The sequence below is a fragment of the Pseudonocardia sp. Ae331_Ps2 genome, from assembly GCF_001932405.1.
Classification (GTDB): Bacteria; Actinomycetota; Actinomycetes; order Mycobacteriales; family Pseudonocardiaceae; genus Pseudonocardia.
Genome location: NZ_MCIM01000001.1, coordinates 4211954 through 4237596, shown reverse-complemented (window position 1 = coordinate 4237596; position 25643 = coordinate 4211954). Strand labels below are relative to the sequence as shown.

The window sequence follows — 25643 nt, the reverse complement described above, 5'->3', positions numbered from 1 at the left end:
TCAGCGTTCCTGCAACGCGTCCAGCGCGACGGCGAACGCGGCGGCCAGGCGGAAGTCGACGCGCGGGTCCGGGACGGCGACGTCGTAGGAGTCGCGCAGCGACCACCGCCGGTCGCTGCTCATCAGCAGGGTGCCGTCGGCGTCGTCGGTGACGTCGAAGTGGTACGACAGCGGCAGGTTCTCCGCGACCCGGCGCAGCAGCGCGACGCCCAGGCTGCGTTCGCGCCCGGTCGCGGCGATCCCGGGCGCGGTCAGCGTCCAGGTCGAGCGCAGCAGGCTCGCCCCGAACCGCTTGCCGAAGGTGCCGATCACCTGGCCGTGCTCGTCGAACACGTCGTGCTCGGCGCGGACGTCGAGGCGTTGGCGGGCGCGGAAGGAGAACACCGCGCGGGAGCGGGTGTCGTCGGACCAGAAGGTGACCTGCTCCTTGAAGGCGAACCGCTTCTGCTGGGCGAACGCCATGAGCGCCCCCGCGCTGCCGTCGGGGTTCGCGGCGTGCACGTCGTAGCGGTTCACGCCGAGGGTGATCCGCTGGCGGACGAGGAAGCGGGGCAGGTGCATCGCGGCGGTCACGGGTCCGGAGTCTGGCCCTGCCGGGCACCGGCCGCGACACCGGGCCGGGGGTTACCCGCGGGTAGGGCATACTGCCGCGCATGAGCCGGCAGCGTCGTCGACACGAGGTCCCCGCGCACTCGCCCCGCTCCGCGGTGGTCACCGGCGCGGCCCGCGGCATCGGCGAGCAGATCGCCCGGGAGCTCGTCGGGCGCGGCTACCGGGTGCTGGTCACCGACCTCGACGAGGCAGCGGCACGGGCCACCGCGGCCCGGATCGGGGCGGCCGCCGGCACCGCCTGCGACGTCACCGACCCCGCGGCGTCCGCGGCGGCGGTGGCCCGGGCCCGCGAGCTCGCGCCGCTGGGCGCCTGGGTGAGCAACGCCGGCGTCGGGTTCGACGGCACCGGCACCGACATCGCCGAGGACCGGGCCCGCGCGCTGGTCGAGGTCAACCTGCTGGGCCCGATCTGGGGTGCCCGGGCCGCGGTGACCGCGTTCCGCGAGCAGGCCGACGCGGGGACCACCCGGGGCGGCGAGATCGGGGTGACCGTGTCGCTGTCCGGCCTCGGGCCGGTACCGGGACTGTCGGTGTACGCGGCGTCGAAGGCAGGCGCGCTGTCGGTGGTGTCCGCGCTGGCCTCGGAGGTGCGGCGGGAGGGCATCGGGGTGCACGCGGTGTGCCCGGACGGGGTGAACACCGAGCTGCTGCGGTCGATGACGCCCGGCGGCCAGGGCCAGGCGCTCGTGCGGTCCGGGGTGCTGGTCACCCCCGAGCAGGTCGCGACGGCGCTGGTCGGGATGTTCGGGACCGGCCGGGTCTACCGGACGCTGCCCGCCTGGCGGGGTGCGCTGCTGCGGCTCACCGCACTGGCCCCCGGGCCCGCGCTGCGCCTGGAGCCCGCGATGCGCGCGCTCGGCGAGCGACGCGCCCGCTCACTGCGCCCCTGACCCGGGTCCCACCTACATCCGCACCGTCAGGCGTCGCGGTCCTTGGCCCGCAGCTCGCGCAGCATCCGCTCCTGGCGCTCGCGCTTGCGCAGGGCGCGGTCGCGGGCGTCGTGCTCGCGCATCCGGTTCGGGTAGCCGACGAGCTGCACGTCGTAGATCGGCATCTGCAGCGACCGGGCCAGCTTCTTCGCCGCGTTCGGGCTCGCGACCCGCCTGCGGGTCCACTCGCCGTCGTGCGCGACGAAGACCACGGTCGTCTCCGTCACCGTGGTGCGGGGCTCGACGAAGGCCTCGACCCCGATCCGGGCGGCCGACCACGCACGCAGGTGCGCCTCCCCCTCCGCGTACGCGCCACGCCTCCCCCCGGAGCCGGATCCCCGGCCGGACCTGGCACCCGACGGTCCCCGTGACCGGAACAGGTCGAGCAGACCCATGCGCGTCATCCTCTCCTCGATCCGGTCCCACCCCTACGAACCGGACACGGTAGCTCCAGGTGCCCAACGAACGGGATCACCGTTTTGCTCCCGACACCCCAGTGGCGCAGCCGCGACCGGATGACAAGATGGTCGCCGCGTAGCGGGGTCCCGTCCGGCGGAGCCGGTCCACCGGCGGTGACCCCCGGAGGGAGCTGATCGGTGTCCGACCCGGGCGCTCGTTCCGCCGACCTGGTGATCCTGGGTGGCGGCTCCGGTGGCTACGCCTGCGCGCTGCGGGCCGCGGAGCTGGGCCTGTCGGTGGTCCTGGTCGAGAAGGACAAGCTCGGCGGCACCTGTCTGCACCGCGGCTGCATCCCGACCAAGGCACTGCTGCACGCGGCCGAGGTGGCCGACCACGCCCGGGACGGCGCGCAGGTCGGCGTCCGGTCCACCTTCGACGGCATCGACATGGCCGGGGTGAACGCCTACAAGGACGGCGTGGTCTCCCGGCTGTACACGGGACTGCAGGGCCTGGTCGCCTCCCGCGGGATCACCGTGGTGCCCGGCGCGGGCACCCTGGAGGGCCCCGGCACCGTCCGGGTGGGCGACGAGCGGATCACCGGCCGCCACGTCGTGCTCGCCACCGGCTCCTACGCCCGGTCGCTGCCCGGCCTGGAGCTCGACGACCGCATCGTCACCTCCGACGCCGCGATCTCCCTCGACGAGGCCCCGCGCCGGGTCGTGGTGCTCGGCGGCGGCGTGATCGGCGTCGAGTTCGCCAGCGTCTGGCGCTCGTTCGGGGCCGAGGTCACGGTCGTCGAGGCGCTGCCGCGGCTCGTGCCCCACGAGGACGAGTTCTGCTCGACCCAGCTCGCGCGGGCGTTCCGGCGTCGCCGGATCACCACCCGCACCGGGGTGCGGCTCGCGACGGCGACCCGCAGCGGCGACACCGTCACCGTGTCGCTGGAGTCCGGCGAGGAGATCGAGGCCGACCTGCTGCTGGTCGCGGTCGGCCGCGGCCCCAACACCACCGGTCACGGCTTCGCCGAGGCCGGCGTCGCGATGGACGGCGGATTCGTGACCGTCGACGAGCGGCTGCGCACCAACCTCGACGGCGTGTACGCCGTCGGGGACGTCACCCCCGGCCTGCAGCTCGCCCACCGCGGCTTCGCCCACGGGATCTTCGTCGCCGAGGACGTCGCGGGGCTCGCGCCCCGCCCGGTCACCGACGACCGCATCCCACGCGTCACCTACTGCGACCCCGAGGTCGCCTCGGTCGGGCTGACCGAGCAGGCCGCGCGGGACCGCCACGGCGAGGTGCACACCCTGACCTACGACCTGGCGGGCAACGGGAAGTCGCAGATCCTGAAGACCTCCGGGGCGGTCAAGCTCGTCGCCCAGGGACCCGCCGGACAGGGCGGACGCATCCTCGGCGTACACATGGTGGGCTCCCGGATCGGGGAGCTCGTCGGGGAAGCGCAACTGGTCTACAACTGGGAGGCTCTGCCCACCGACGTCGCCGCCCTGATCCACGCCCATCCCACGCAGAGCGAGGCCCTCGGAGAGGCCCACCTCGCACTGGCCGGGAGACCGCTGCACACCCACGGCTGATCCCGGCCCCCACGACCCGAACACCCACGCGGAACAAGAGGAGCTCCACCCGACATGGCCGTCACCGTTGAGATGCCCGCCCTGGGCGAGAGTGTCACCGAGGGCACCGTCACCCGCTGGCTCAAGGCCGAGGGCGACACCGTCGAGGTCGACGAGCCGTTGCTCGAGGTCTCGACCGACAAGGTCGACACGGAGATTCCGTCGCCCGCCGCGGGCGTGCTGAAGCGCATCATCGCGGGCGAGGACGACACCGTCGAGGTCGGCGGTGAGCTCGCCGTGATCGGCGACGCCGACGAGGCCGACGGCGCCGGTTCCGACTCGTCCTCCGAGAAGGCCTCCTCCGAGAAGGCCGAGGAGCCCGCGGAGACCGAGCCCGAGCCCGAGCAGGCCGAGGAGGAGGCCCCGAAGCCGTCCTCCGGTGGCTCGTCGTCCGGTGGGGGCTCCGGCACCCCGGTGACGATGCCCGAGCTCGGTGAGTCGGTCACCGAGGGCACCGTGACCCGCTGGCTCAAGCAGGTCGGCGACACCGTCGAGGTCGACGAGCCGCTGCTCGAGGTCTCCACCGACAAGGTCGACACCGAGATCCCCTCGCCGGTCGCGGGCACCGTGCTCGAGCACACCGTCGCCGAGGACGAGACCGTCGAGGTCGGCGCGCAGCTCGCGCTGGTCGGCGACGGCTCCGCCGCCCCGGCGCAGGACGAGGCGCCGAAGCAGGAGAAGGCGCCCGAGAAGAAGGAGGAGCCGAAGAAGGAGGCTCCGAAGCCCGAGCCGAAGCCCGAGCCCAAGGCCGAGCACCCCAAGGCCGAGGAGAAGCAGGAGAAGGCCCCGGCCGGCTCCGAGGACTCCCCCACCGGGAGCATCGAACCCTCCTCGAACGGCTCTTCGGGCGAGAAGCCCTACGTGACCCCGCTGGTGCGCAAGCTGGCCCAGGAGCACGGCGTCGACCTCGACTCGGTCACCGGCTCCGGCGTCGGCGGCCGCATCCGCAAGCAGGACGTCCTCGCTGCCGCCGAGCAGGCGAAGGCCCCCGCGAAGGAGACGCCGGCCGCCGCGTCCGCCCCGGCTGGGCAGCCCGCCTCCGGTGGCGCGCCGAAGACGCCGCAGGCCGTCCCGACCCGCGCGGACGACGCGCCGGAGCCGGGCACCACGGTCAAGCTCCCGCGCCTGCGCCAGGTCATCGCGCAGCGGATGAACGAGTCGCTCGCCACCTCGGCGCAGCTGACCACCGTCCAGGAGGTCGACCTCACCCGCATCGTCAAGCTGCGGAACCGGGTCAAGGAGGACTTCAAGCGCCGCGAGGGCGCCAACCTCACCTTCCTGGCCTTCATCGCCAAGGCGACCATCGAGGCACTCAAGGCGTACCCGTCGCTGAACGCCTCCATCTCCGAGGACAACAAGCAGGTCACCTACCACGGCTCGGTCCACATGGGCATCGCCGTGGACACCCCGCGCGGCCTGCTCGTCCCGGTGATCAAGGACGCCGACGACCTGTCGCTGGCCGGGATCGCCAAGAAGATCGCCGACGTCGCGGCCCGCACCCGGGCCTCGAAGATCGGCCCGGACGAGCTGTCCGGCGGCACCTTCACGATCACGAACATCGGGTCCGCCGGCGCGCTGTTCGACACGCCGATCATCAACCAGCCCCAGGTCGCCATCCTGGGCACCGGCGCGATCTCGAAGGAGCCGAAGGTCGTCACCGGCCCCGAGGGCGACGACGTCATCGCCGTCCGCTCGGTGTGCTTCCTGCCGATGACCTACGATCACCGCCTGGTCGACGGCGCCGACGCCGGCCGCTTCCTGTCCGCGGTCAAGGCCCGTCTGGAGGAGGGCGCCTTCGAGGCCGAGCTCGGCCTGTAGGCACCCCGCACGACACACGGCGGCCCGTCCCGGTTCCCCCGGGGCGGGCCGCCGTCGTCACCGGTCCGGGTGACCGGTGACGACGGTCGCGGTATGTCCGGCTCGCGCGTCCGCCCGGGACCGGGAAGGATCTCCGCCGTGCGAGTCGTCGTGGCCGGTTCGTCCGGACTCATCGGAACAGCCCTGGTCGCCCACCTGAGGGGCGCGGGGCACGAGGTGCTGCGCCTGGTGCGGCGCACCCCCGCCGCCCCCGACGAGCGCGGCTGGGACCCACCGGCCGGCACCCTGCAGGACGGCACCCTCGACGGTGTCGACGCGGTCGTGAACCTCAACGGCGCCGGCATCGCCGACCGGCCGTGGACCGGCGCCCGCAAGCAGCTGATCCGCGACTCGCGCAACGTCCCCACCGAGGTCCTCGCCGAGGCCGTGGCCCGGCATCGGGTCCCGGTGCTGGTCAGCGGCTCGGCCGTCGGCTACTACGGCGACACCGGCCAGGTCGTCGTCGACGAGTCCGCGCCGTCGGGCTCGGGGTTCCTCGCCGACGTCTGCCGCGACTGGGAGGCCGCCACCGCCCCCGCCGTGGACGCCGGCGCCCGGGTGGTGCTCGTCCGCACCGGTCTGGTCCTGTCCCCGTCCGGTGGGCTGCTCGCGATGCTGCGCCCGCTGTTCAAGGGCTTCCTCGGCGGGCGGATCGGCAAGGGCACCCAGTACATGCCCTGGGTCTCGCTCGACGACCAGGTCGCCGCGATCCGGTTCGCCGTCGAGACCGAGTCGCTGTCCGGCCCGGCGAACGTGACCGGCCCGGTACCGGTCACCAACGCCGAGTTCACCAAGGAGACGGCCGCCGCCGTCGGGCGTCCCGCGCCGTTCCCGGTCCCCGGCCCGGTCATCTCCACCGTGCTCGGCGAGATGGGCCGCGAGATGCTGCTCGGCGGTCAGCGGGCGGTGCCGGCGGCGCTGCTCGACGCCGGGTTCCAGTTCCGCCACCACACCATCGGCGACGCGCTCTCGGCCGCGGTCGGGTCATGACCCCGTCCGGGGTCGACGTCCTGGTGGTCGGGGCGGGCCTCGCCGGCCTGCGCGCGGCCACCGTCCTGCACCGGCGCGGGCTGACCGTGCGCGTGCTGGAGGCCGCCGACCGGCTCGGCGGCCGGATGGCGACCGACGTCGTCGACGGGTTCCGCTGCGACCGCGGGTTCCAGGTGCTGAACAGCTCCTACCCCGCGCTGCACGCCGCTCTCGCCCCGCACGGGCTCGACACCCTGGGCGCGCGGGCGTTCGAGCCCGGGGCCGCCGTCCGGGCCGGCGACGGCGAGCTGCACCGCTTCGTCAACCCGCTGCGCCGGCCCGCGTCCGCCCCGGCCACCGCGCTGGACGACCTGTTCGGCCCGATCGACAAGGCCAAGCTCGTCGCGTGGACGGCGAAGGTGCTGGCCTCGCCGCCGTCGCGGACCGCGACGCTCGTCGGCTCCTCCGCCGCCCAGGACCTCGACGCCGCGGGCCTCGGCGGCGCGGTCACCGACCGGTTCCTGCGCCCCTTCCTGTCCGGGGTGCTCGCCGAGACGGCGCTGGAGACCTCGACCGCGTTCGTGCGGCTGGTGTGGCGCAGCTTCGCCCTGGGCACGATCGTCGTCCCCGACGACGGCATGGAGGCACTCCCCCGGCGCCTCGCCGCGGCCCTGCCCGAGGGCACGGTGACGCTCGGGACCCGGGTGCACGCCGTCCGCGGCGGACCCGCGCCCGAGCTGGACACCGACGGCGGCACCCTGTCGGCGCGCGCGGTCGTCGTCGCGGCGGACCCGCGGACGGCCGCCGCGCTCCTGCCCGGGGTCGCCGAGCCGCGGATGAACGCGCTGACCACGTTCTTCCACGTCCCGCCGCAGGCCCCGACGGCCGCTGCGCTGCTGCACCTGGACGGCACCGGCGGGCCGGTCGTCAACACGATGGTGCTGACCGCGGCCGCGCCGGGCTACTCCGCCGACGGGCGCCCACTGGTGGCGTCGTCGATCGTCGGGACCCCGGGGTCCACCGGGCTCGACGAGCCCGCGGTGCGTCGCGAGCTGGCCCGGATCTGGGGGGTCGGCACCGACGACTGGCTGCACCTGCACACCGCCCAGGTCGACGAGGCGCTGCCGCTGTTCGAGGCGGGGCGCCCGGTCCGCCGCGACGTCGACCTCGGGGAGAACCTGTTCGTCGCGGGCGACCACCGCGACACCCCGTCCACCCAGGGTGCGCTGGTGAGCGGTCGCCGGGCCGCGCAGGCCGTCCTCGCCCGGCTGGGTGCGGCGTAGGCTCGCCGCCATGGCCGCTCCGCACCTGTCCTGCCGCGCCCGCACCGACGACGTCCGGGTCGACCGGCTCGGGCGGGTGGAGTACCAGGCGGCGTGGGACACCCAGAAGGCGCACGCGCAGGCCCGCAAGAACGGCGGGCCGGACGTGCTGATGCTGCTGGAGCACCCGCCCGTCTACACCGCGGGCCGGCGCACCCGGCCGGAGGACCGGCCCACCGACGGCACCCCGGTCGTCGACGTCGACCGGGGCGGGCGCATCACCTGGCACGGGCCGGGGCAGCTCGTCGGCTACCCGATCGTCGCCCTCGGCGAGCCGATGGACGTCGTGGACTACGTCCGCCGCCTGGAGGAGGCCCTCATCCGGGTCTGCCACGACCTCGGCGTCACCGACGCGGGCCGCGTCGAGGGGCGTTCCGGCGTGTGGCTGCCCGCGCAGGGCTTCACCCCCGAGCGCAAGGTCGCCGCGATCGGCGTCCGGATCGCCGGCGGGGTCACCCAGCACGGCTTCGCGATCAACTGCGACGCCGACCTGGGCGACTTCGGCAGGATCGTGCCGTGCGGGATCGCCGACGCCGGTGTGACCACGCTGAGCGCGGAGCTGGACCGTGCGGTGACCGTCGACGAGGTCGCCGGCCCGGCGGCCGCCGCCGTGCTGGACGCGCTCGACGGGCGGCTGCCGGTGACCGAGCACCCGGTCGTCCGCCAGGTCGACCTGATGTCCGGCCTGGGCTGACCCCGGCCCCGGTGCCTCAGGTCAGCTGCGGCATCACCGTCGCGGCGAAGTCCTCGATGTGGGCGAGGTCGGACAGGTCGAGGATCTGCAGGTAGAACCGGGTCGTCCCGGTGACCTCCGACCACCGGCCGAGCTGGTCGACGACCTGGCCGGGGGTGCCGGCCAGGCAGTTCTCCCGGACCTCGGCGGCGTCGCGGCCGACCGAGGCGGCACGGCGTTCGACCTCGGCGTCGTCCTTGCCCAGGCACAGCATCTGCGCGGTCGACCAGGTCAGCGTGCCAGGGTCGCGCCCGGCCGCGGTGCAGGCCTCGCGGACCCGCCCGAACTGGTCGGCGACGGCCTCGGGCTGCTGGAACGGCACGTTGAACTCGGTGGCGAACCGGGCGGCCAGCGCCGGGGTCTTCTTCTTCCCCATCCCGCCGACGATCACCGGCGGCGCGTCCTGCACCGGGCGCGGCAGCGCCGGGGAGTCGGTGAGCGTGTAGTGCCGCCCCTGGTGGGTGAAGCGCTCGCCGAGCGGGGTCGCCCACAGCCCGGTGAGGATCTCCAGCTGCTCGGTGAGGATCTCGAAGCGCTCGGCCAGCGGCGGGAACGGGATGCCCAGTGCCCGGTGCTCGGCCTCGAACCAGCCCGAGCCGAGCCCGACCTCGATGCGGCCGCCGGACATCTCGTCGGCCTGGGCGACGGCGACGGCGAGCGGGCCGGGCAGCCGGAACGTCGCGCTGGTCACCAGGGTGCCGAGCCGGATCCGCTCGGTCTCGCGGCCGAGCGCGGCGAGGGTCACCCAGGCGTCGGTCGGGCCGGGCAGGCCGCTGCCGTCGCCCATCGCAAGGAAGTGGTCGGAGCGGAAGAACGCGTCGTACCCGGCGTCCTGCGTGGTGCGCGCGACCCGCAGGAGGTCGGTGTAGCGGGCGCCCTGCTGGGGCTCGGTGAAGATCCGGAAGTCCACGGACGCCGACGCTAGCTGCCCCGCCCGGCGCCCGCCCGGCCGCCGTCGTATCGCTGTCGGGGTCTGCCGCTACGGTGCCGCCGTGCAGTCCTTCCCCGACCTGAGCGGCCGTACCGTCGTCGTCACCGGCACGACCTCCGGCCTCGGCCGCGCGCTGGCGGCGCGCTTCGTCCGCGCCGGGGCGCGGGTGCTGATGACCGCCCGCGACGACACGCGGGGCCGGGCCGCGGCCCGCGAGGTGGGCGGCGAGCTCGTGCTGCTCGACCTGGCCGACCTCGCCTCGGTGCGGGCCGCGGCGGCCCGGATCCGCGAGCGCACCGGGGACCGGCTGGACGTGCTCGTGAACAACGCGGGCGTCGCGGTGGGGCCCCGCAGCGAGACCGCGGACGGGTTCGAGCTCCAGATCGGCACCAACCATCTGGGCCCGGCCGCGCTGACCTGGCTGCTGATGCCCGCGCTGTGCGGCGCCGGGGACCCGGAGCGCCCGTCGCGGGTGGTGTCGACCTCCAGCATCGGGCACCGCAGCGCCCGTCTCGACCTCGACGACCTGCACTGGCGGCGGCGCCGGTACTCCCCGGTGTTCGCCTACGGCGCCTCGAAGCTGGCGAACCTGCTGTTCGCCGCCGAGCTGGACCGGCGGCTGCGGCTGTCCGGGCAGCCGGTGCTGTCGGTGGCGGCCCACCCGGGGATGACGGCGGCGCAGCTGCTGGCGAACTCCTACCGGCGTGCGGGCGGCGGCGGCCTGCGGGCCCGGGTGCTGCTCGCCGCCGAACGGCTGGTCGTGCAGCCGGTGGAGGACGGCATCGCCGCGCAGTGGGCCGCCGCGACCGGGCCGGTGCACGGTGGGGACTACCTGGGCCCGTCCGGTCCCCTGGAGGCGCACGGACCGGCCGGTCCGGCCCGCCGGTCCGCTGCCGCGCAGGACCCGGTGCTCGCCGCCCGGTTGTGGCAGGTCACGGCCGCCGCGACCGGCGTCACACCCGACCCCGGGCGTAGGCTGGGCGCGTGACCATCGCACCCGAAGGCCGCAAGCTCCTCCGCCTCGAGGTCCGCAACAGCGAGACCCCGATCGAGCGCAAGCCGTCCTGGATCCGCACCCGCGCCAAGACCGGTCCGCAGTACACCGAGCTGAAGGGTCTCGTCCGCTCGGGCGGCCTGCACACGGTGTGCGAGGAGGCCGGTTGCCCCAACATCTACGAGTGCTGGGAGGACCGGGAGGCGACGTTCCTCATCGGCGGGGAGCAGTGCACCCGTCGCTGCGACTTCTGCCAGATCGACACCGGCAAGCCGGCCGACCTGGACACCGACGAGCCACGCCGGGTGGCGGAGTCGGTGCAGCAGATGGGGCTGCGCTACTCCACCGTCACCGGTGTCGCCCGCGACGACCTGGACGACGGCGGCTCCTGGCTCTACGCCGAGACCGTCCGCAAGATCCACGAGCTGAACCCGGGTACCGGCGTCGAGCTGCTGGCCCCCGACTTCAACTCGATCGACGACCAGCTCGTCCCGGTCTTCGAGTCCCGCCCCGAGGTGTTCGCGCACAACCTCGAGACCGTCCCGCGGATCTTCAAGCGGATCCGTCCGGCGTTCCGGTACGACCGGTCGCTGGAGGTCATCGGCAAGGCGCGCGCGTTCGGTCTGGTCACCAAGTCGAACCTGATCCTGGGCATGGGCGAGACCCCCGAGGAGGTCACCTCGGCGCTGCAGGACCTGCACGACGCGGGCTGCGAGATCATCACGATCACCCAGTACCTGCGCCCGACCAAGCGCCACCACCCGGTGGAGCGCTGGGTCAAGCCCGAGGAGTTCGTGGAGCACTCGAAGGCCGCCGAGGAGATCGGCTTCGCCGGTGTCATGGCCGGTCCGCTGGTCCGCTCGTCCTACCGGGCCGGCAGGCTCTACGCGCAGACCGTGGCCCACCGCGGCGAGGAGCTCTCCCCCGCTCTGGCGCACCTGGCCGACTCCGGCCCGGCCGCGCAGGAGGCCAGCTCCCTGCTGGCACGCAGCTGACACCTGCTCGCACCGTCGATCACCGGTCGGACGTAGGCTGGTCACATGCCCGGCAAGCCCCGTAAGCCCTCGCCCGACGAGAAGAAGGCGCTCAAGGCCCAGAAGAAGGCCGCGTCGAAGCAACGCCGCCAGCAGATCTGGCAGGCGTTCCAGATGCAGCGCAAGGAGGACTCCAAGCTCCTCCCGATCATGATCGGCGTGTTCGTCGGGTCGATCGTGGTCGTCACGCTCATCGGCTGGCTGCTGGGCCTGGTCTGGTTCTTCGTGCCCTTCGGCATCCTGATCGGCGCGCTGGCGGCGTTCAGCATCTTCGGCCGCCGCGTACAGCGCTCGATCTACGTGAAGGCCGACGGGCAACCGGGTGCCGCGGGCTGGGCGCTGGACAACATGCGCGGGCAGTGGCGGATCACCCAGGGCGTCGCGGGCACCACCCACCTCGACGCGGTGCACCGGGTCATCGGGCGGCCCGGGATCATCTTCGTCGCCGAAGGGGCCCCGCACCGGGTGAAGACCCTGCTCGCGCAGGAGAAGAAGCGCACCGCGCGGGTCGCCGGCACCACCCCGATCTACGACGTGATCGTGGGCAACGAGGAGGGTCAGGTCCCGCTCAAGGGGCTGCAGCGCCACCTCATGAAGCTGCCCCGCAACATCTCCGCCGCCGAGATGGACTCCCTGGAGGGCAAGCTCAACGCCCTCGGCAGCCGCGCCGCGGCGATGCCCAAGGGGCCGATGCCCCAGGGCGCGAAGATGCGCAGCATCCAGCGCACCGTCCGCCGCCGCTGACCCTCCCGCTGCTGACCCGGCCGCCGGTCCCACCGCCGGCCGGGCCGCTCCGCGCCCGGCCGCGCGGCCCGCAGCGGCGACGGCCGTCGGCTCAGTCGGCCGTCTCGCCGGACGCCGGCTCGCCGCGCAGGTCCGCGAGGACGCAGTCGGCGCACGTGCTGCCGCCGGGCACCCGGTAGTACAGACAGCAGGACCGGCGCCGGAACGTCCAGGCGTGGTCCGGGGCCACCGGAGCGCGCCGCTCCCCGGTACCGGTGAGCCGCGGGTGCTCCAGCAGGTCGGTGGCGACGGCCGCGACGGCGTCCGCGGCGTCGGGGCGCTGGATGTCGAGCACCCGCTTCGCTCCCGCGACCGACGACGCGACGTTGCCCCACAGCACCGTCGCGGACACCCCGAAACGCTCGCCCGCGATCTCCACCAGCGGGGTGAGCACCTCGTCGACGAGCGGGGCCAGCGCGTCGGCCCCGGGGACCCGGCGGCGGACCATCCGCGGCGGGTCCAGCGCGACGACGTCGCCCAGCGGCGTGGCGGACCACCACAGCGTCTGCGGCCGCAGGTCGACCAGCACGCCGTACAGGGCGAGCGCCGCGACCGGCCCGGACAGCAGCTTCGCCGCGAGCCCCTGCACCGCGATCGACGCGGCGATCCGCCGGCCCAGCGGCGGCTCGGCCCCGAGTGCGATCCGGGTTCGTTCGACCCGGTCGAGCAGCGCGTCGGGGGCCAGGACGGCGGCGAACGGGCGGACCGACCGCCCTGCCGCCCGCTCCTCGGTGACGTCGAGGAGCTCGAAGAACGGTCCGACCGCCGCGAGCCCGGCCAGCACCTCGCTCACCTGCGGGGCGGTGGCCGGGCCCGCGAGGTCGGTGTGGTCGGTGCTGTGGGTCGGGCCGGTCACCGTGGCAGCCTCGCATCCCGGATCGTCCCGGGCGAGCCGTTCGCGAGGGTCCCGGCGAGCGGCCCGATCCACAGCACCGCCCCCGCCGCGGCGACGACCGCGACCGCCTGCGCCGCCGTCGACGACGTGACCAGCGCGGCGAGCACCGTCAGCCAGAGGAGGCCCCGGGCGGTCACCCGTCCCGTCAGCGTCGCCGACGGCGGCAGGTGCGTCACGGCCGGACACCGGCCGGTCCGGGCAGCGGCAGCCCGGTCACGATCCGGGCCGCCGCCGCGCCCGCGTGGCGCCCGTGCGGCCGGTCCCCCGAGCCCGACCCGCCCGGACCGCCCGACCCGGCCGGCGCGGCCGGGCCGTGTGCGGGTTCGGTGAAGGCGGGCCGGTCGGTGGGCAGCTTCGTGTGGTGCACGACCACCGAGCCGTCGGCGTCGATCCCCACGCCGACGTCGAGCCGGGACCGCTGCGCCGCCCGGTGGGCCAGTGCGACGAGCCCGTCGGGACCGCCGGCCGCGGCGGGGTCCGGCCAGGTCGTGACCGGGACGCCCTCCTCCTCGGCGCCGGCGAGGACCTCGCGCAGCACCGGGGCCGGGGTGTCCGGGTGGTGACCGACGACGACCGACGGCGGCTCCGGGGCCGACGCCGGGCCCGGCCGGCTCATGCCGCGGGCTCCCCGCTGCCGACCAGTGCGCTCGCGTGCGCGTCGACCAGCCCGGACGCGACGGCGTTGCGCGGCCCCTCGGTGCCGTGCACGTTGCCGGTCCCGCACACCACGCCCTGTCCGGCGAGGGCGTCGGCGACCATCTGCGGGATCTCGAAGTCCAGCGCGGACCCGCCGAGCAGCACGACGAAGTCGAGCATGCGCAGCGAACCGCCCGGCGCGACCTGGCGCAGCGCCCGCAGGGCGTTCACCACGAAGACCCGGCGCTTGGCCTCGCGGCGCACCCGCACGACGTGGTCGATGGAGTGCCGGGTCCTGATCGGGACCGGCCCGTCCGGGGTCATGACGACCACCCGGGCGAACACGTGCGAGGGCAGGGGCTCGGTGAAGAACTCGACCGAGCCGTCCTCGTGGCGGAGGTGGAAGAAGCTCTCCACCTTCGCCAGCGGGTACCACTTGACCTGCTCGGCGGTCTCCCGGTCCTCGAGCGCCAGCTCCGAGTCGATCAGCTTGGTGACCAGCTCGCCCGCGCCGGCCACGTGCACCGCGGTGCACGTGCCGTCCCGCAGGAGCAGCGCCGCGTCGGTGGAACCGCCGCCCATGTCGAGGATCGCGATCGGGGTGTCGGTGCCCGGGGTGGTGAGCGCCCCGCGGACCGCCATCTCGCCCTCGATGCCGCCGATCCGGGCCGAGCAGCCGAGGCTCTCGGCGACCCGGTCGGCGACGACCTGCATCCGGCTGCGGCTGGTGCGCACCATCGCGGCGAGCGCGACCGCGTTCTCCAGCGACACCTCGCCGGCCAGACCGCCCCGCACCTCCCGCGGGACGAACGTGTCGATCGCCAGCACGTCGCGGATCCGGATCTCCGCGGCCGGTTGCCCGGTCACGTCGGTCATCGTGTCCCGGACCTGCGCGAGCATCCCGCCGACGTGCGTGCCGGGCTGCCCGGTCGCGTCGTCGAGGGGCTGCACCCTGGCCAGGGTGTCCATGATCGCCTCGGCACCGGCGTCGACGTCGATCCGCAGGGTCTTCCCGGCCCCGGTCAGGACCAGCTCGCCGACCGGGACGCGCCGGTCGGTGACGTCACCGGCCGGGGTCCGGACGACGACCGCCGACCGGTTGCCGGTCAGCGCCCGCGCGACCGGGGAGACCTGACGGGTCTGGTCGGGGTCGAGCCCGAAGACCGTGGCCAGGCCGTAGGAGTCCGACAGGGTCCGGATGGTGCGGCCCGGCAGGGCGACCTCCACCGCCGCGACCATGTCCAGCGGCACCCGCTCGACCGCGCCGACCTCGTCGACGATCGGGATCGCGACCGGGACCCGGTTCGCGACGAGCACCGCGTCGTCCTGGGCCAGGACCGCCGCGACCAGCTCGCACCCGCGCTCGTGCGCCGCGGTGAGAACCTGCGCGACCCGGTCGAAGTCCCACCCCCGCCCGACGACGACGATCACCGGCCCGTCCGGGAGGGGGCCGTTGCCGGTGAGGTCGTCGATCGACACCGTGGTCCCGACCCCGAGGCCGCTACCCCCGGGCGTCGACGGGTTGTGCCCGATCATCGTGGACTCGGTGATGATCGTCTCGGTGATGGTCTCCATGGCGAGACCGCTGATCACCGGGGTCGCCTCGTTGAGCAGCACCTCGTCGAGGTCGGCCACGGCCCGCCGGGCCCCCTCCAGCGCCCGGCGGACCGCGGTCACCGCACCGGCGGTGTTGTCCGGGGTCCCCTTGACCCCGGTGGTGCGGGTCAGGGCGGTCCCGAGGTGGTCGACCCGGCCGTGCGCGTCGATCGAGGCCACGCAGGCCTCGGTCGTCGAGTTGCCGATGTCCACGCCCACGACCAGCCGCGAGCCGTCCGTCCCGTGCACCGTGTCTCCTTCAGCCCGCGTCGACCGACGTACCGAGGGTGACCTCGACCGGACGCACCCCGTGGCGGATCTGCTCGAACTCCTTGAGGTGCAGCAGCGCCGCCTTGGCCTGCCAGCGGGGACGGGCCATCTGGTCGTTGCGCGTCGGAACCGGCTGCGGCGACTCCCCCTTGGCGTACTGGGCGGCGTTGGAGCCGATGCCGCGGAACACCTCGGCGTCGAGCAGCGGCGACTGCGGGAACAGCTCCAGGTTCGACAGCCGTGCGAGGTCCTTCTGGTGGATCATCGTGGTGCCCCGCGACAGCAGGCCCACGCAGATCCCGGAGCCGGACAGCTTCGCGCCGGTGTGGGCGATGGCCGCCAGGTCGGCGGTGTCCCACACCCGGATCAGCCGAGAGATGACGCCCTGCTCCTCGATGCCCGCCATGAGCTGGCGCAGCACCTCGGCGTGCGGGACGTTCACGATCGTGCGGGTGAAGAACCCGGCGAACGCCGGGGACACCGCGATGACGACCTCGTCGGGGCGGGTGCCGCGCTCGGCGGGCCCGACCTCGGTCAACGACAGCGGGGTCGGGGCGGGGTTGTCGGTCGCGATGCTCACGAGACCTCCTCCTCGGGGTTCTCGGCACTGGTGACGTGACGCAGCTTCTTGAGGGCGTTCCACCGCTCACCGGTCAGGCGGTAGCCGGTGCCCGGGCCTGCGTAGTCGTTGGCGTCGTTGATGGCGGCCTGCGGGACGAAGTTCCCGTCGAGGATCGCCGAGGTCTGGAGCAGGTCGCCCGACACCCGCTGGCGCAGGACCTGCAGCAGGTTCTCCGCGACGTCGTGGAAGCTGGTGCGCTCCAGGATCTTGACCAGGTCGAGTCCGGTGATGCCGCGGTCCATGACCGACTGGGCGCCCTTGAGGTCCTCCAGGACCTCGCGCAGCGGGTAGTCGGCGCTGGAGTTGGCGTAGGTTGCCGCCTCGACCTCCTCGTCGGTGATCCGCGGCAGGTCCAGCTCGGCGAACACGGCCTGCATCGCGCGGGCGGCCTTCTCCCGCACGGCGAGGATCTCCGGCTCCCGGACGTGGCGCAGGCCGCCGTCGATCTGCAGGTCGCGCTGGATGGTGTTCCAGTCGTCGTAGTCCTCGACGTCGAGGTTCGACCCGGCGAACATGTTGTCCGAGTTCGGGACGCCGGAGAAGCCGGAGCACACCAGGTCCTGGCCGGAGAGCAGCTGCGGCATGAGCCGGCTGGTGCGGCGCATCGCCGAGTGCGAGAACGACTGGTCGTTGCCGGCCGCGCACTCCAGGTCGACCATGTTGCAGACCAGGTTCTCCGCGGCGACGGCGCGGATGCCGCCCGGGACCGCTCCCGGTACGCCGATGCAGCTGATCGAGCCGTTCTGCAGGCCCTGCACGCCAGCGCCCTTGGCCATCAGGATGCAGCGGATCTCGAGGAACAGCATGGAGCGGCCCTCGGCGTTGCCCATCTGCACCTCCGACCCGGTGCCCGAGGTGAAGCGCATCTTGATGCCGCGGGAGGCGTAGGCGCTGGCGAGGAACGACTTCGACCACGGGGTGTCGTCGCCGTCGACGAACACGGACTCGGTGCCGTAGACCGAGATCGTCTCGGCGTAGCCGGTGATGCCGCGCATGCCCAGGTCGAGCTCGGTGGCCTCCTCCAGCGCGCACTGGGTGATGACGCCGCCGCGCCCGGACTGGGCGCCGACCTGCAGGCCGATGGCGACGAGTGGGGCGTAGCGCAGGACCCCGAGGGTGGTCTCCATCTCGGCGAAGCCGCGCAGCGCGGCCTCGGCGGCGTCGGCCGCGACCTGGATGGGGTTGTCCCGGGCGCTGGTGGAGTGCGCCTGGTTGGCGGGGCTGCGGCGGGCCCGCATCTTCTGCATCGACATCATGATCTCGACGACGTTGAGCAGCTTGACGACGTCGAGGAGCTTGGCCGGGGTGAGGCCGCGGGTGATGTCGAGGAGCTCGGCCCGGGTCACGCCCGGGTCGACGAGCATCCGGGCGATGTCGGTCGAGGGGATCGCGGTGGCGCGCTCGGCGACCTCGACGTCGATCGCGTGGTCGGCGATGAAGGTGTCCATGAAGTCGAACGCGGCGCGCTCGCGACCGTCCATCTCGACGATCACGCCGTTCTCGACCCGCACGCTCGGCGCGGGGTCGAAGTCGCTCTCCATCGCGACGAGACCCTTCTCGGGCCACTCCTCGACGAACCCGTCGAGGTTGACCGGGCGGGACTCGAGCATGTCGGTGCGCTTGGAGGTCCTGGCCCCGGTCGCCGGGGTGGCCGCCTCGGGCAGGGTGCTGGTCATCGGTCAGTCTCCTTCGCGGGCGAGCAGGTCGCGGGCCGCGTAGACCTGTGCGGCCTCGCGGACGAGCGCGGCGCAGGTGGTGGCGGCGTAGTCGTTCTCCAGCCGGTCGGCGATCTCCGCGAGCCGGGCGGCCGACGACGCGCGGGGCCGCAGCGCGTTGTAGATCGCGAGGACCTCCTCGTCGGGGACGGTGGTCAGCTCCGCGGCGCGCCGCATGTTCTCGGCGAGCTGGCGGCGGCCGACGGCGTCGGAGATCTCGCCCTGCAGCGTCAGCGTCTCCGCCGAGATGCGGAGGTCCTCGTTGCGGATCTCCCCGGACACGACGGCGGCCATGGTGACCTCCGAGAGCGGCCGGCCGGTCGGGGTGCGCAGCAGGTCGGGCCGCTGCACGGACAGCGGGTAGTCGGCGGGGCCGAGGGTGGTGCTCATCGGGTCTCCTCCAGGCGGGACGCCACGGCCGGCTCGGCCGGGACCTCCGGGTGTGGGATGCGGCCGACCGGCACGTCGCCGGTGGCGGCGGCCTCCAGCTCGGCGGGGGCGAGGAAGCGCTCGACCAGCAGGACGAACGCGCCGCCCCCGATCAGGCCGCCGAGCAGCGGAGCGACGATCGGCAGCCACCAGTACGGGACGCCGGTGCCCGTGACGAACGCGGTGTCGTAGCCGGTGACGAACGAGGCCAGACGTGGGCCCAGGTCACGGGCCGGGTTGATGGCGTAGCCGGCGTTGGCACCGAAGGCGATGCCGATGCCGACGACCAGGAAGCCGATCATGAACGGGGCCATGTTGGCGCCGGGCGGGTTGTTGAGCGCGTTGGTCAGCGCGAAGATCACGAACACCAGCAGGGCGGTGCCGACGATCTGGTCACCGAACGCGGCGAGGATCGAGACGTGCTCACCGGGCAGGGTCGAGAAGATGGTCTGGGTGGCGACGGTGTGGCCGGGGTCGACCGCCGCGATCGGGCCGGCGTAGACGGCGCGCACGACCAGCGCGGCGAGGAACGCGCCCGCGGTCTGGGCCAGCCAGTAGGGCGCGACCTTGCGCCAGGCGAAGCCCTTGAACACGGCCAGTGCCAGGGTGACGGCCGGGTTGAGGTGGGCGCCGCTCACCCGGCCGGCGACGTAGACGCCCATGGTGACCGCGACACCCCAGCCCCAGACCAGGGTGCCCCAGTCGCCGTTGGCGCCCTCGGAGGTCACGACCTGCGCGACGGTGCCGCAGCCGATGAGGATCAGGACGAAGGTCCCGGCGAACTCGGCTGCGAGCTCGCCGGTGTCCCCGCGGCTCACGCGAGTGCCGTGACGGCGGCCTCGGCCACCGTCACGTCCTGCTCCACCGAGCCGGCGCTGACCCCGACCGCGCCGACGAGCTCACCGTCGCGGTGGATCGGGATGCCGCCGCCGAAGATGACCATGCCACCGGCGGTGTGCTCCAGGCCGTAGAGCTCGGCACCGGGCTGCACCAGCGGGGTCAGCGCCGCGGTCGGCAGGTCCATCAGGATCGAGGTGCGCGCCTTGCGCTGGGCGATGTCGATGCTCGCGCGGATCGCACCGTCCTGGCGGGCGAAGGCCAGCAGATGACCGCCGTCGTCGACGACCGCGACGTTCATCGGCTGGCCGATCTCGGTCGCCTTCGCCAGTCCGGCGGCCAGCGCCTTCTCGGCGTCCTGGAGGGTCAGTCGTGCCATCCGGGCCTCACTCCTCGTCGAGTCGGGCAACCCGGTCCGTACCGGGTACGTCGACGACGCTAGGAGCGCGAGCACCCGCGAGGTATGAGGACTCTCCCTACCTCACCCCCACCCCCACACCCTCCGGGGAGGGCCGTACGGCCCAGCCGTCCGGCGCGGACGCCTCGCTCGTGCGGGGTGACCCTGTGGAGTGTCGGAAGGGATCCGCGGCGGGGGGCCGGGCGTGCTCGGGGAGCTGGGAACGCTCAGGTGGCCGCACCGAAGCGGGCGAGCATCGTCCGGTTGCGGGCGCCGGTCTTGCGCAGCACCGCGCCGACGTGCTTCTCCACCGTCTTGACCGAGATGGCCAGCCGGGTGGCGATCTGCTTGTCCGCCAGGCCCTGCTCGACGAGCGCGCGGACCTCCCGCTCGCGTAGGGTCAGCAGGTGCTGGCCGCGGGCCGGCTGCAGACCCGTGGGGGGCGCCGCGAGCGGGCCGGCCGGATACGGGGTAGGTGGATCGGGCCAGCAGGCCCGCACCCGCGTCCCCCAGCCCGGGACGCTGTCGATCTCCAGCCGGCCACCCGCGGCGCGCACGGTGGACTCGACCCGGTCCAGCCCGGACCGGGGCGCGGTGACGGGGTCGAAGCCGCGGCCGTCGTCGTCGACGAGCAGGCGGACCTCGCCCGCCTCGAACGCCAGCCCCACCCGCAGCGTGCCCGCGCCGGAGTGGAGCACCGCGTTGTCGAGCAGCAGCCGCGCGACCTCGCGCACCCCGGTCGCGACGACCGGGTCCGGCACCCGCTCGGTGCCCAGGGTGACGACGCCGCCCCGGGCCCCGAGCGCGCGCAGGGCACGGTCCAGCTCGGCCCGCAGCTCGGGGAGCAGCCGGTGCCCGGCGTCCGCGGTCGTAGCGACCGGGGCCTCGGTGAGCAGCCGCGCCGCCATCACCGCGACGGCGGCCTGTGCGGCGAATCCCTCGACCGCGGCGACGTCGCTGGCGGAGAAGGATCCACCCCCACCGAAAGCACAGGCCCCGAGCAGTTCGTCGTCCCACCAGAGGGGGGTGCCGAGCACGTCCGACCTGCCGGGGCCGTCCCCCTCCATCAGGAGGGTGCGCGGTTCCCGGACCAGCCGCGCCAACACGTCGTCGACCGGGGGCAGGGGCTCACGGTGGACCACCGGCGCCCGGTCACCGAGCAGCGTCACGGCCCCGCCACCTCCGCCGAGGCGCTGGGTGGTGCGCCGGACGAGGTCGTCGAGGAGCGGCGTCACACCCCGGTCCTGCACCGCACCGTGAGCGAGGATCACCCGGTCCTCCCGGTATCCATCTTGCATCTATGCCGCGTCCTTGGGGATGAACGGTAGGGACGTCGACCGGGGCGGGCAAGCCTCTCGGATCCGGGGCGGTCGCGGTCAGGCATGATTCGGACGTGGACGACGGGTCACGGGCGGGCGGGACCGCCGCCGAACGGGCGTACCGGTTCACCAAGGCCGGCATCCTCGACGGGACCCTGCCCGCGGGCGAGCTCATCAGCGAGGGCCAGGTCGCACGGCCGCTGCAGCTGAGCCGGACCCCGGTCCGCGAGGCGTTCCTGCAGCAGCAGGCCGAGGGGCTGCTGAAGCTCTTCCCGAAGCGCGGCGCGCTGGTCGTGCCGGTCTCCCCCGGCGAGGTGGACGCCGTGGTCGAGGCCCGGGACGTGATCGAGTCGCACGCGATCGCCACCGTCGTCGGGGTCGACGACGAGACCCTCGCCCACATCGCCGCCGCGATGGACGCCGCGATCGAGGACCAGCTCGCCGCCGTCGCCTCCCGCGACGAGCTCGCCTTCGTCGAGGCCGACCGGGCGTTCCACACCGTGCTGGTGCGGGCCGGGTGCCGCAGCATCCTGCTGGAGGTCTACGGCTCGCTGCGCGACCGGCAGCTGCGGATGAACATGGGCGCCCTCGGCGGGCGCTTCCCCGGCCGCGCCGAGCGTCTGGTCTCCGAGCACCGGCAGCTGCTCGCCGGGCTGCGCGCCCGCGACACCGAGGCGGCGGTGGCCGTGCTGCGGGTGCACCTGGCCGGCACCCGGGCGTCGGTGCTGGGCACTCCCCCGGTGAGCGTCTGACCCGCCGGGGTCAGCCCCGCAGCACCCGCACGACGACCGTACGGCTGGCGCGGTCGTGCCAGCCGCGGCCGTCGGCGTCGCGCAGGAACGGCGGCAGCACCACCGCGATCATCGCGGTGCGCAGCAGCGCCCGCGGCACGCCGACGTGGGTCGCCATGTCGGTGCGCGCGACGCGCATGCCCAGCGCGAGGTGCCCCGGCGCGGTGCCGAGCACCGACACGGTCAGCGCGGTGATCACGAACCAGGTCCCGAGGACCCACCAGCCGAACTCCGGGGAGCCGAGCGCGTCGACCCCGGCGACCAGCAGCACCAGCAGGTAGGCCAGGAACCAGTCGAGGACGACGCCGGCGATCCGGCGCCCGAACCCGGCGACCGAGTAGTGGCCGGTCGCGGGCAGCCCGAAGCGCTCGCCGGGGTGTCCGGCAGGGGCGGAACCTCCTGCGGATGAACCGGGGAGCCAGGACTCGATCCAACGGGCCATGCTCTCTAGCGTAGGCGGCGTAACCGCAGCACCGAGCGGGACCGGACCGGACACCGATGACGAACGTGATCGATCTCGCGGTCGGGTCAGTTAACGTCGGTGAAACAGATGAGTGATGGGTGAGCAACACGCCGCTCCTACCGTCACCCACGATCTCCACCAGCGAATGAAGGAGCCCGAGAGAGTGTTCAGCAACGCCGAAGAGGTACTCAAGTACATCTCGGACGAGAAGGTCGAGTACGTCGACATCAGGTTCTGCGACCTGCCCGGCGTCATGCAGCACCTCACCGTCCCCGCCAAGACGGCCGGCGACCTCCTGGAGAACGGCGCCGCCTTCGACGGCTCCTCCGTCCGCGGTTTCCAGGCGATCAACGAGTCCGACATGGCGCTGTTCCCGGACACCACCACCGCGCGCGTCGACCCGTTCCGCAAGCACAAGACGCTGAACATCAACTTCTTCGTCCACGACCCGATCACCGGTGAGCCGTACTCCCGGGACCCGCGGAACGTGGCCCGCAAGGCGCAGGAGTACCTGGCCGCGTCCGGCATCGCCGACACCGCCTACATGGCGCCCGAGGCGGAGTTCTACGTCTTCGACTCGATCCGGTTCGGCACCGACCCGCACCAGGCCTACCACCACATCGACTCCGCGGAGGGCTGGTGGAACACCGGCCGCGAGGAGGTCGGGGGCAACCTGGGCTACAAGGTCAACTACAAGGGCGGCTACTTCCCCGTCCCGCCGGTCGACCACTACGCCGACCTGCGCGCCGACATCGTCACCGCGATGCAGGCGTCGGGCTTCGAGGTGGAGCGCGAGCACCACGAGGTCGGCACCGCCGGCCAGGCCGAGATCAACTACAAGTTCGACACGCTGCTGCGTGCGGCCGACGACGTCATGCTCTTCAAGTACCTGGTGAAGAACGTGGCGTGGCAGAACGGCAAGACCGCCACCTTCATGCCGAAGCCGCTCTTCGGCGACAACGGCTCGGGCATGCACGTGCACTCGTCGCTGTGGAAGGACGGCCAGCCGCTGTTCCACGACGAGTCCGGCTACGGCGGCCTGTCCGACACCGCCCGCTACTACATCGGCGGCCTGCTGCACCACGCGCCGTCGCTGCTGGCGTTCACCAACCCGACGGTGAACTCCTACCACCGCCTGGTCCCGGGCTTCGAGGCGCCGGTCAACCTGGTGTACTCCGCGCGCAACCGCTCGGCCTGCATCCGGATCCCGCTGACCGGTGACAGCCCGAAGGCCAAGCGCGTCGAGTTCCGCTGCCCCGACTCGTCGGGCAACCCGTACCTGGCGTTCTCGGCGATCCTGATGGCCGGTCTCGACGGCATCAAGAACAAGATCGAGCCGCCGGCGCCGATCGACAAGGACCTCTACGAGCTCCCGCCCGAGGAGGCCAAGGACATCGCGCAGGTCCCGTCCTCGCTGGGTGCGGTCATCGACAAGCTCGAGGCCGACCACGACTACCTGCTCGAGGGCGGCGTGTTCACCCCGGACCTGATCGAGACCTGGATCTCCTACAAGCGGGAGAACGAGATCGACCCGCTGCGGCTGCGCCCGCACCCGTACGAGTTCGCCCTGTACTACGACGTGTGATCCACACCTGACCCACGTCACACCGAGGCCCGGCTCCCGCGAGGGAGCCGGGCCTCGGCGCGTCCTGCCCGGTGCGCGACCGGTGGGCGGGCCGCCTCGTCGGAGGCGTTCGAGACGTCAGAGACGTTCGACGCGGTCGGCCTGCGGGCCCCGGTCGCTCTGGCGCACCGCGTACCGGACCCGGTCGCCCTTCTGCAGCGCCTCGGCGTCCCGGATCACGGACACATGGACGAACAGGTCGTCCCCGCCGGCGTCCGGGGAGATGAACCCGAAGCCACGCTCCTCGTCATAGCGCACGACGACGCCCTCGCCGCCCCGTGCCGGAACGTCCCGCGACGCCGGTCCGGCGGCGGGAGCGGGCCGGCGCGGCGTCGAGGGCTCGCCGCTGCGAACCAGGTGCACGTCACGGGCCTGGGGGCCCTTCTCCGCCTGCGCCACCTCGAAGGCGATGCGGTCGCCCTCCGCGAGCCAGGTCAGTCCCTCGGCCAGTGCCCTGGCGTGGACGAAGACGTCCTCGTCGCCGGAGTCGGGGGTGACGAAGCCGAAGCCCTTGCCCTCGTCGTACCAGGTCACCGTTCCGTCGGCGCCGTCGTCGCCGTCCGCCTCGCCGTTCGCGGCGGGCAGGCCCGCCCCCTCCCCCAGCGGGATCACGTGCCCGGCCTGCGGGCCGCGCTCACCCTCGACGATCAGGAAGGCCACCCGCTGGCCCTCGGCGACCACGCCGCCGGTCACGATGGCGGAGCTGTGCACGAAGATGTCGGCGCCGCCGCCGTCCGGCGTCGCGAAGCCGTAGCCCTTGGCCGGCTCGTACCAGCTGACGGTGCCGAGCAGGCCCACCGCGCTGCCGGCGGCCGCGTCGGCGGTGACCCGGACGCGCAGCGCCTGCGGGCCGCGGTCGTTCTCGCCGAGCTCGAACTCCACGGCCTGACCCTCGCGGAGCACGGGTGCGCCGCCGCCCCCGACGATCTCCGAGGCGTGCACGAACACGTCCGGCGAACCGTCCTCGGGGGCGAGGAAGCCGAAACCCCGTTCGGCGTCGAACCAGCGGACGGTCCCGTGCGGCATGAAGAGCTCCAGATCGGAAAGGCGGATACCGGCCCAGTCTCCCCGACGGCCCTCGCGGTGCGACGGGCCGGGCCCACGAAGAGGCGGGACGAGTCGGCCGCCGACACCCGGTACCGAGATGCCACGGGAGATGTCGGGCAGCACGCTCATCGACGCGAGAGCGACCGCACAGAGGAAGCGGGACCACCGAGGACCGGTCGACGAACGCCCCTCAGCTGTTCCTCTCCGACCCTCGACTGAACAGCAGGACGTCGAACGAACCGGTCCGCGGCTCAGGTCGACCCAGCGGATCCGGCAATGGATGCGCGGCCCGTTCGAGTACCGACATCAGCGTGGCGAGTTCCTGAGGGGGCTCCTCGGCCAGCAGGTTCTCGGCGTAGTCGATCACCACCAACAATCCGGAGGCCGGGCGCCCCACTCGATCCCCGAAGACGGCCCCCAGGTGACCATCGTCGATTTCCAGCAGCTCCCTGAGGCACTCGTCGAGCGCGTCGTAGTTCTGGCCGTAGTAGCCCGGCAGCTCGAGAGCGTCCCCCAGGCTGCGGAGCGCATCCTTGTACGTGCGACACCGTTGCCCCTGGACCAGGACCCGGTGAATCCCCTTCCGTCGCGCCACCCGTGCGACAGCAGAGTCGATCACCCGGTTGTACTGCGACCGGCGCAACCAGTCGCCGTCCGCCGCATCCTTCGTCGACAGCTCCATTCTTGCGACACGCGAGATCTCGGAGTGAACATCGAGCCAGAACTCCGACGTGGTCGACAACGCTTCTCCCTCCGACACGGCAAGCACAGAGAACTGGAGGACGTTCTCGCGATGACAGCACGGCACGTC

General features: G+C 73.5%; 27 protein-coding genes and 1 pseudogene. 11 read left to right on the top strand and 17 right to left on the bottom strand.

Annotated features, from left to right (window positions below; all coding sequences use genetic code 11):
* Positions 1-573, bottom strand: a complete 573-nt coding sequence (locus Ae331Ps2_RS20290) for a hypothetical protein (protein WP_212611727.1) — start codon at positions 571-573, stop codon at positions 1-3.
* Positions 574-653: 80 nt separating this feature from the next.
* On the opposite strand from Ae331Ps2_RS20290, the gene Ae331Ps2_RS20285 reads away from it, so the two are divergent.
* Positions 654-1502 carry an SDR family oxidoreductase gene (locus Ae331Ps2_RS20285; RefSeq protein ID WP_075307067.1) on the top strand — a complete coding sequence of 283 codons (849 nt, stop codon included), beginning with the start codon at positions 654-656 and terminating at the stop codon, positions 1500-1502.
* 26 nt (positions 1503-1528) lie between these two features.
* Here Ae331Ps2_RS20285 and Ae331Ps2_RS20280 read toward each other — a convergent pair whose 3' ends face one another.
* Entirely contained in the window at positions 1529-1936 is a 408-nt protein-coding gene (locus Ae331Ps2_RS20280) for a hypothetical protein (protein WP_020623515.1), read from the bottom strand.
* A 201-nt stretch (positions 1937-2137) separates the two neighbouring features.
* On the opposite strand from Ae331Ps2_RS20280, the gene lpdA reads away from it, so the two are divergent.
* The 5 genes from lpdA to lipB all read left to right on the top strand — a co-directional run bounded on the left by lpdA (position 2138) and on the right by lipB (position 8410).
* Entirely contained in the window at positions 2138-3529 is a 1392-nt protein-coding gene (lpdA, locus tag Ae331Ps2_RS20275) for a dihydrolipoyl dehydrogenase (RefSeq protein ID WP_075329774.1), read from the top strand.
* 54 nt (positions 3530-3583) lie between these two features.
* Positions 3584-5386: a 2-oxoglutarate dehydrogenase, E2 component, dihydrolipoamide succinyltransferase gene (gene sucB / locus Ae331Ps2_RS20270; RefSeq protein ID WP_075307071.1), complete on the top strand. Its 1803-nt coding sequence runs from the start codon at positions 3584-3586 to the stop codon at positions 5384-5386.
* A gap of 138 nt (positions 5387-5524) precedes the next feature.
* Positions 5525-6415, top strand: coding sequence for a TIGR01777 family oxidoreductase (locus tag Ae331Ps2_RS20265; protein ID WP_075307072.1), 891 nt, complete (start codon positions 5525-5527; stop codon positions 6413-6415).
* Positions 6412-7677, top strand: a complete 1266-nt coding sequence (locus Ae331Ps2_RS20260; protein WP_075307074.1) for an NAD(P)/FAD-dependent oxidoreductase — start codon at positions 6412-6414, stop codon at positions 7675-7677. The genes Ae331Ps2_RS20265 and Ae331Ps2_RS20260 overlap by 4 nt, the downstream gene beginning before the upstream one ends.
* Positions 7678-7687: 10 nt before the next feature.
* Entirely contained in the window at positions 7688-8410 is a 723-nt protein-coding gene (gene lipB / locus Ae331Ps2_RS20255; RefSeq protein WP_020623520.1) for a lipoyl(octanoyl) transferase LipB, read from the top strand.
* Positions 8411-8426: 16 nt separating this feature from the next.
* On the opposite strand, the gene Ae331Ps2_RS20250 is transcribed toward lipB, so the two are convergent.
* Complete coding sequence (locus tag Ae331Ps2_RS20250; RefSeq protein WP_075307076.1) at positions 8427-9359, bottom strand: LLM class F420-dependent oxidoreductase; 933 nt, start codon at positions 9357-9359, stop codon at positions 8427-8429.
* A gap of 82 nt (positions 9360-9441) precedes the next feature.
* On the opposite strand from Ae331Ps2_RS20250, the gene Ae331Ps2_RS20245 reads away from it, so the two are divergent.
* Genes Ae331Ps2_RS20245 through Ae331Ps2_RS20235 form a run of 3 tightly spaced genes read left to right on the top strand, consistent with a single transcriptional unit; the run spans position 9442 to position 12152 of the window.
* Positions 9442-10368 (top strand): SDR family NAD(P)-dependent oxidoreductase, encoded by a 927-nt coding sequence (locus Ae331Ps2_RS20245; RefSeq protein ID WP_075307078.1) that lies wholly within the window; start codon positions 9442-9444, stop codon positions 10366-10368.
* Entirely contained in the window at positions 10365-11369 is a 1005-nt protein-coding gene (gene lipA, locus Ae331Ps2_RS20240) for a lipoyl synthase (protein WP_020623523.1), read from the top strand. The genes Ae331Ps2_RS20245 and lipA overlap by 4 nt, the downstream gene beginning before the upstream one ends.
* Before the next feature lie 45 nt (positions 11370-11414).
* On the top strand, positions 11415-12152 hold the full coding sequence (locus Ae331Ps2_RS20235; RefSeq protein ID WP_020623524.1) for a DUF4191 domain-containing protein: 738 nt from the start codon (positions 11415-11417) through the stop codon (positions 12150-12152).
* A gap of 91 nt (positions 12153-12243) precedes the next feature.
* Here Ae331Ps2_RS20235 and Ae331Ps2_RS20230 read toward each other — a convergent pair whose 3' ends face one another.
* From Ae331Ps2_RS20230 to Ae331Ps2_RS20185, 10 genes are all read right to left on the bottom strand, one after another.
* Positions 12244-13047, bottom strand: a complete 804-nt coding sequence (locus tag Ae331Ps2_RS20230) for a (2Fe-2S)-binding protein (RefSeq protein WP_075307080.1) — start codon at positions 13045-13047, stop codon at positions 12244-12246.
* Complete coding sequence (locus Ae331Ps2_RS20225; RefSeq protein ID WP_075307082.1) at positions 13044-13262, bottom strand: hypothetical protein; 219 nt, start codon at positions 13260-13262, stop codon at positions 13044-13046. The genes Ae331Ps2_RS20230 and Ae331Ps2_RS20225 overlap by 4 nt, the downstream gene beginning before the upstream one ends.
* Positions 13259-13702, bottom strand: a complete 444-nt coding sequence (locus Ae331Ps2_RS20220; RefSeq protein WP_075307084.1) for a glycerol dehydratase reactivase beta/small subunit family protein — start codon at positions 13700-13702, stop codon at positions 13259-13261. The genes Ae331Ps2_RS20225 and Ae331Ps2_RS20220 overlap by 4 nt, the downstream gene beginning before the upstream one ends.
* Positions 13699-15567, bottom strand: a complete 1869-nt coding sequence (locus Ae331Ps2_RS20215; protein WP_139318759.1) for a diol dehydratase reactivase subunit alpha — start codon at positions 15565-15567, stop codon at positions 13699-13701. The genes Ae331Ps2_RS20220 and Ae331Ps2_RS20215 overlap by 4 nt, the downstream gene beginning before the upstream one ends.
* Positions 15568-15577: 10 nt before the next feature.
* A complete protein-coding gene (locus Ae331Ps2_RS20210) occupies positions 15578-16168 on the bottom strand; it encodes a propanediol/glycerol family dehydratase medium subunit (protein WP_233147586.1) in 591 nt (196 codons plus the stop codon).
* Positions 16165-17886, bottom strand: coding sequence for a propanediol/glycerol family dehydratase large subunit (locus tag Ae331Ps2_RS20205; RefSeq protein WP_075307086.1), 1722 nt, complete (start codon positions 17884-17886; stop codon positions 16165-16167). Before Ae331Ps2_RS20205 ends, Ae331Ps2_RS20210 begins: the two co-directional genes overlap by 4 nt.
* Positions 17887-17889: 3 nt before the next feature.
* Positions 17890-18315, bottom strand: a complete 426-nt coding sequence (locus Ae331Ps2_RS20200) for a diol dehydratase small subunit (protein ID WP_020626176.1) — start codon at positions 18313-18315, stop codon at positions 17890-17892.
* On the bottom strand, positions 18312-19172 hold the full coding sequence (locus Ae331Ps2_RS20195; RefSeq protein ID WP_075307087.1) for an MIP/aquaporin family protein: 861 nt from the start codon (positions 19170-19172) through the stop codon (positions 18312-18314). The genes Ae331Ps2_RS20200 and Ae331Ps2_RS20195 overlap by 4 nt, the downstream gene beginning before the upstream one ends.
* Positions 19169-19570, bottom strand: a complete 402-nt coding sequence (locus tag Ae331Ps2_RS20190) for a heme-binding protein (RefSeq protein WP_075307088.1) — start codon at positions 19568-19570, stop codon at positions 19169-19171. The genes Ae331Ps2_RS20195 and Ae331Ps2_RS20190 overlap by 4 nt, the downstream gene beginning before the upstream one ends.
* Positions 19571-19815: 245 nt before the next feature.
* Positions 19816-20886: a LuxR C-terminal-related transcriptional regulator gene (locus tag Ae331Ps2_RS20185; protein ID WP_083695802.1), complete on the bottom strand. Its 1071-nt coding sequence runs from the start codon at positions 20884-20886 to the stop codon at positions 19816-19818.
* Positions 20887-20981: 95 nt separating this feature from the next.
* Between Ae331Ps2_RS20185 and Ae331Ps2_RS20180 the strand changes: the two genes are divergently transcribed.
* Positions 20982-21659: a GntR family transcriptional regulator gene (locus Ae331Ps2_RS20180; RefSeq protein ID WP_075307090.1), complete on the top strand. Its 678-nt coding sequence runs from the start codon at positions 20982-20984 to the stop codon at positions 21657-21659.
* A 10-nt stretch (positions 21660-21669) separates the two neighbouring features.
* On the opposite strand, the gene Ae331Ps2_RS20175 is transcribed toward Ae331Ps2_RS20180, so the two are convergent.
* Entirely contained in the window at positions 21670-22140 is a 471-nt protein-coding gene (locus tag Ae331Ps2_RS20175; protein WP_075307091.1) for an RDD family protein, read from the bottom strand.
* A gap of 184 nt (positions 22141-22324) precedes the next feature.
* Here Ae331Ps2_RS20175 and glnA point away from each other — a divergent pair, with 184 nt between their 5' ends.
* Positions 22325-23746: a type I glutamate--ammonia ligase gene (gene glnA / locus Ae331Ps2_RS20170; RefSeq protein ID WP_020626170.1), complete on the top strand. Its 1422-nt coding sequence runs from the start codon at positions 22325-22327 to the stop codon at positions 23744-23746.
* 117 nt (positions 23747-23863) lie between these two features.
* Here glnA and Ae331Ps2_RS34000 read toward each other — a convergent pair whose 3' ends face one another.
* From Ae331Ps2_RS34000 to Ae331Ps2_RS20160, 3 genes and pseudogenes are all read right to left on the bottom strand, one after another.
* Complete coding sequence (locus tag Ae331Ps2_RS34000; RefSeq protein WP_304442463.1) at positions 23864-24583, bottom strand: cold-shock protein; 720 nt, start codon at positions 24581-24583, stop codon at positions 23864-23866.
* A gap of 30 nt (positions 24584-24613) precedes the next feature.
* Positions 24614-24811 (bottom strand): annotated as a pseudogene (locus Ae331Ps2_RS33430) (cold-shock protein); the annotation flags it as partial.
* A gap of 211 nt (positions 24812-25022) precedes the next feature.
* Positions 25023-25574, bottom strand: a complete 552-nt coding sequence (locus Ae331Ps2_RS20160; RefSeq protein ID WP_139318760.1) for a barstar family protein — start codon at positions 25572-25574, stop codon at positions 25023-25025.
* Between the last annotated feature and the right edge of the window lie 69 nt (positions 25575-25643).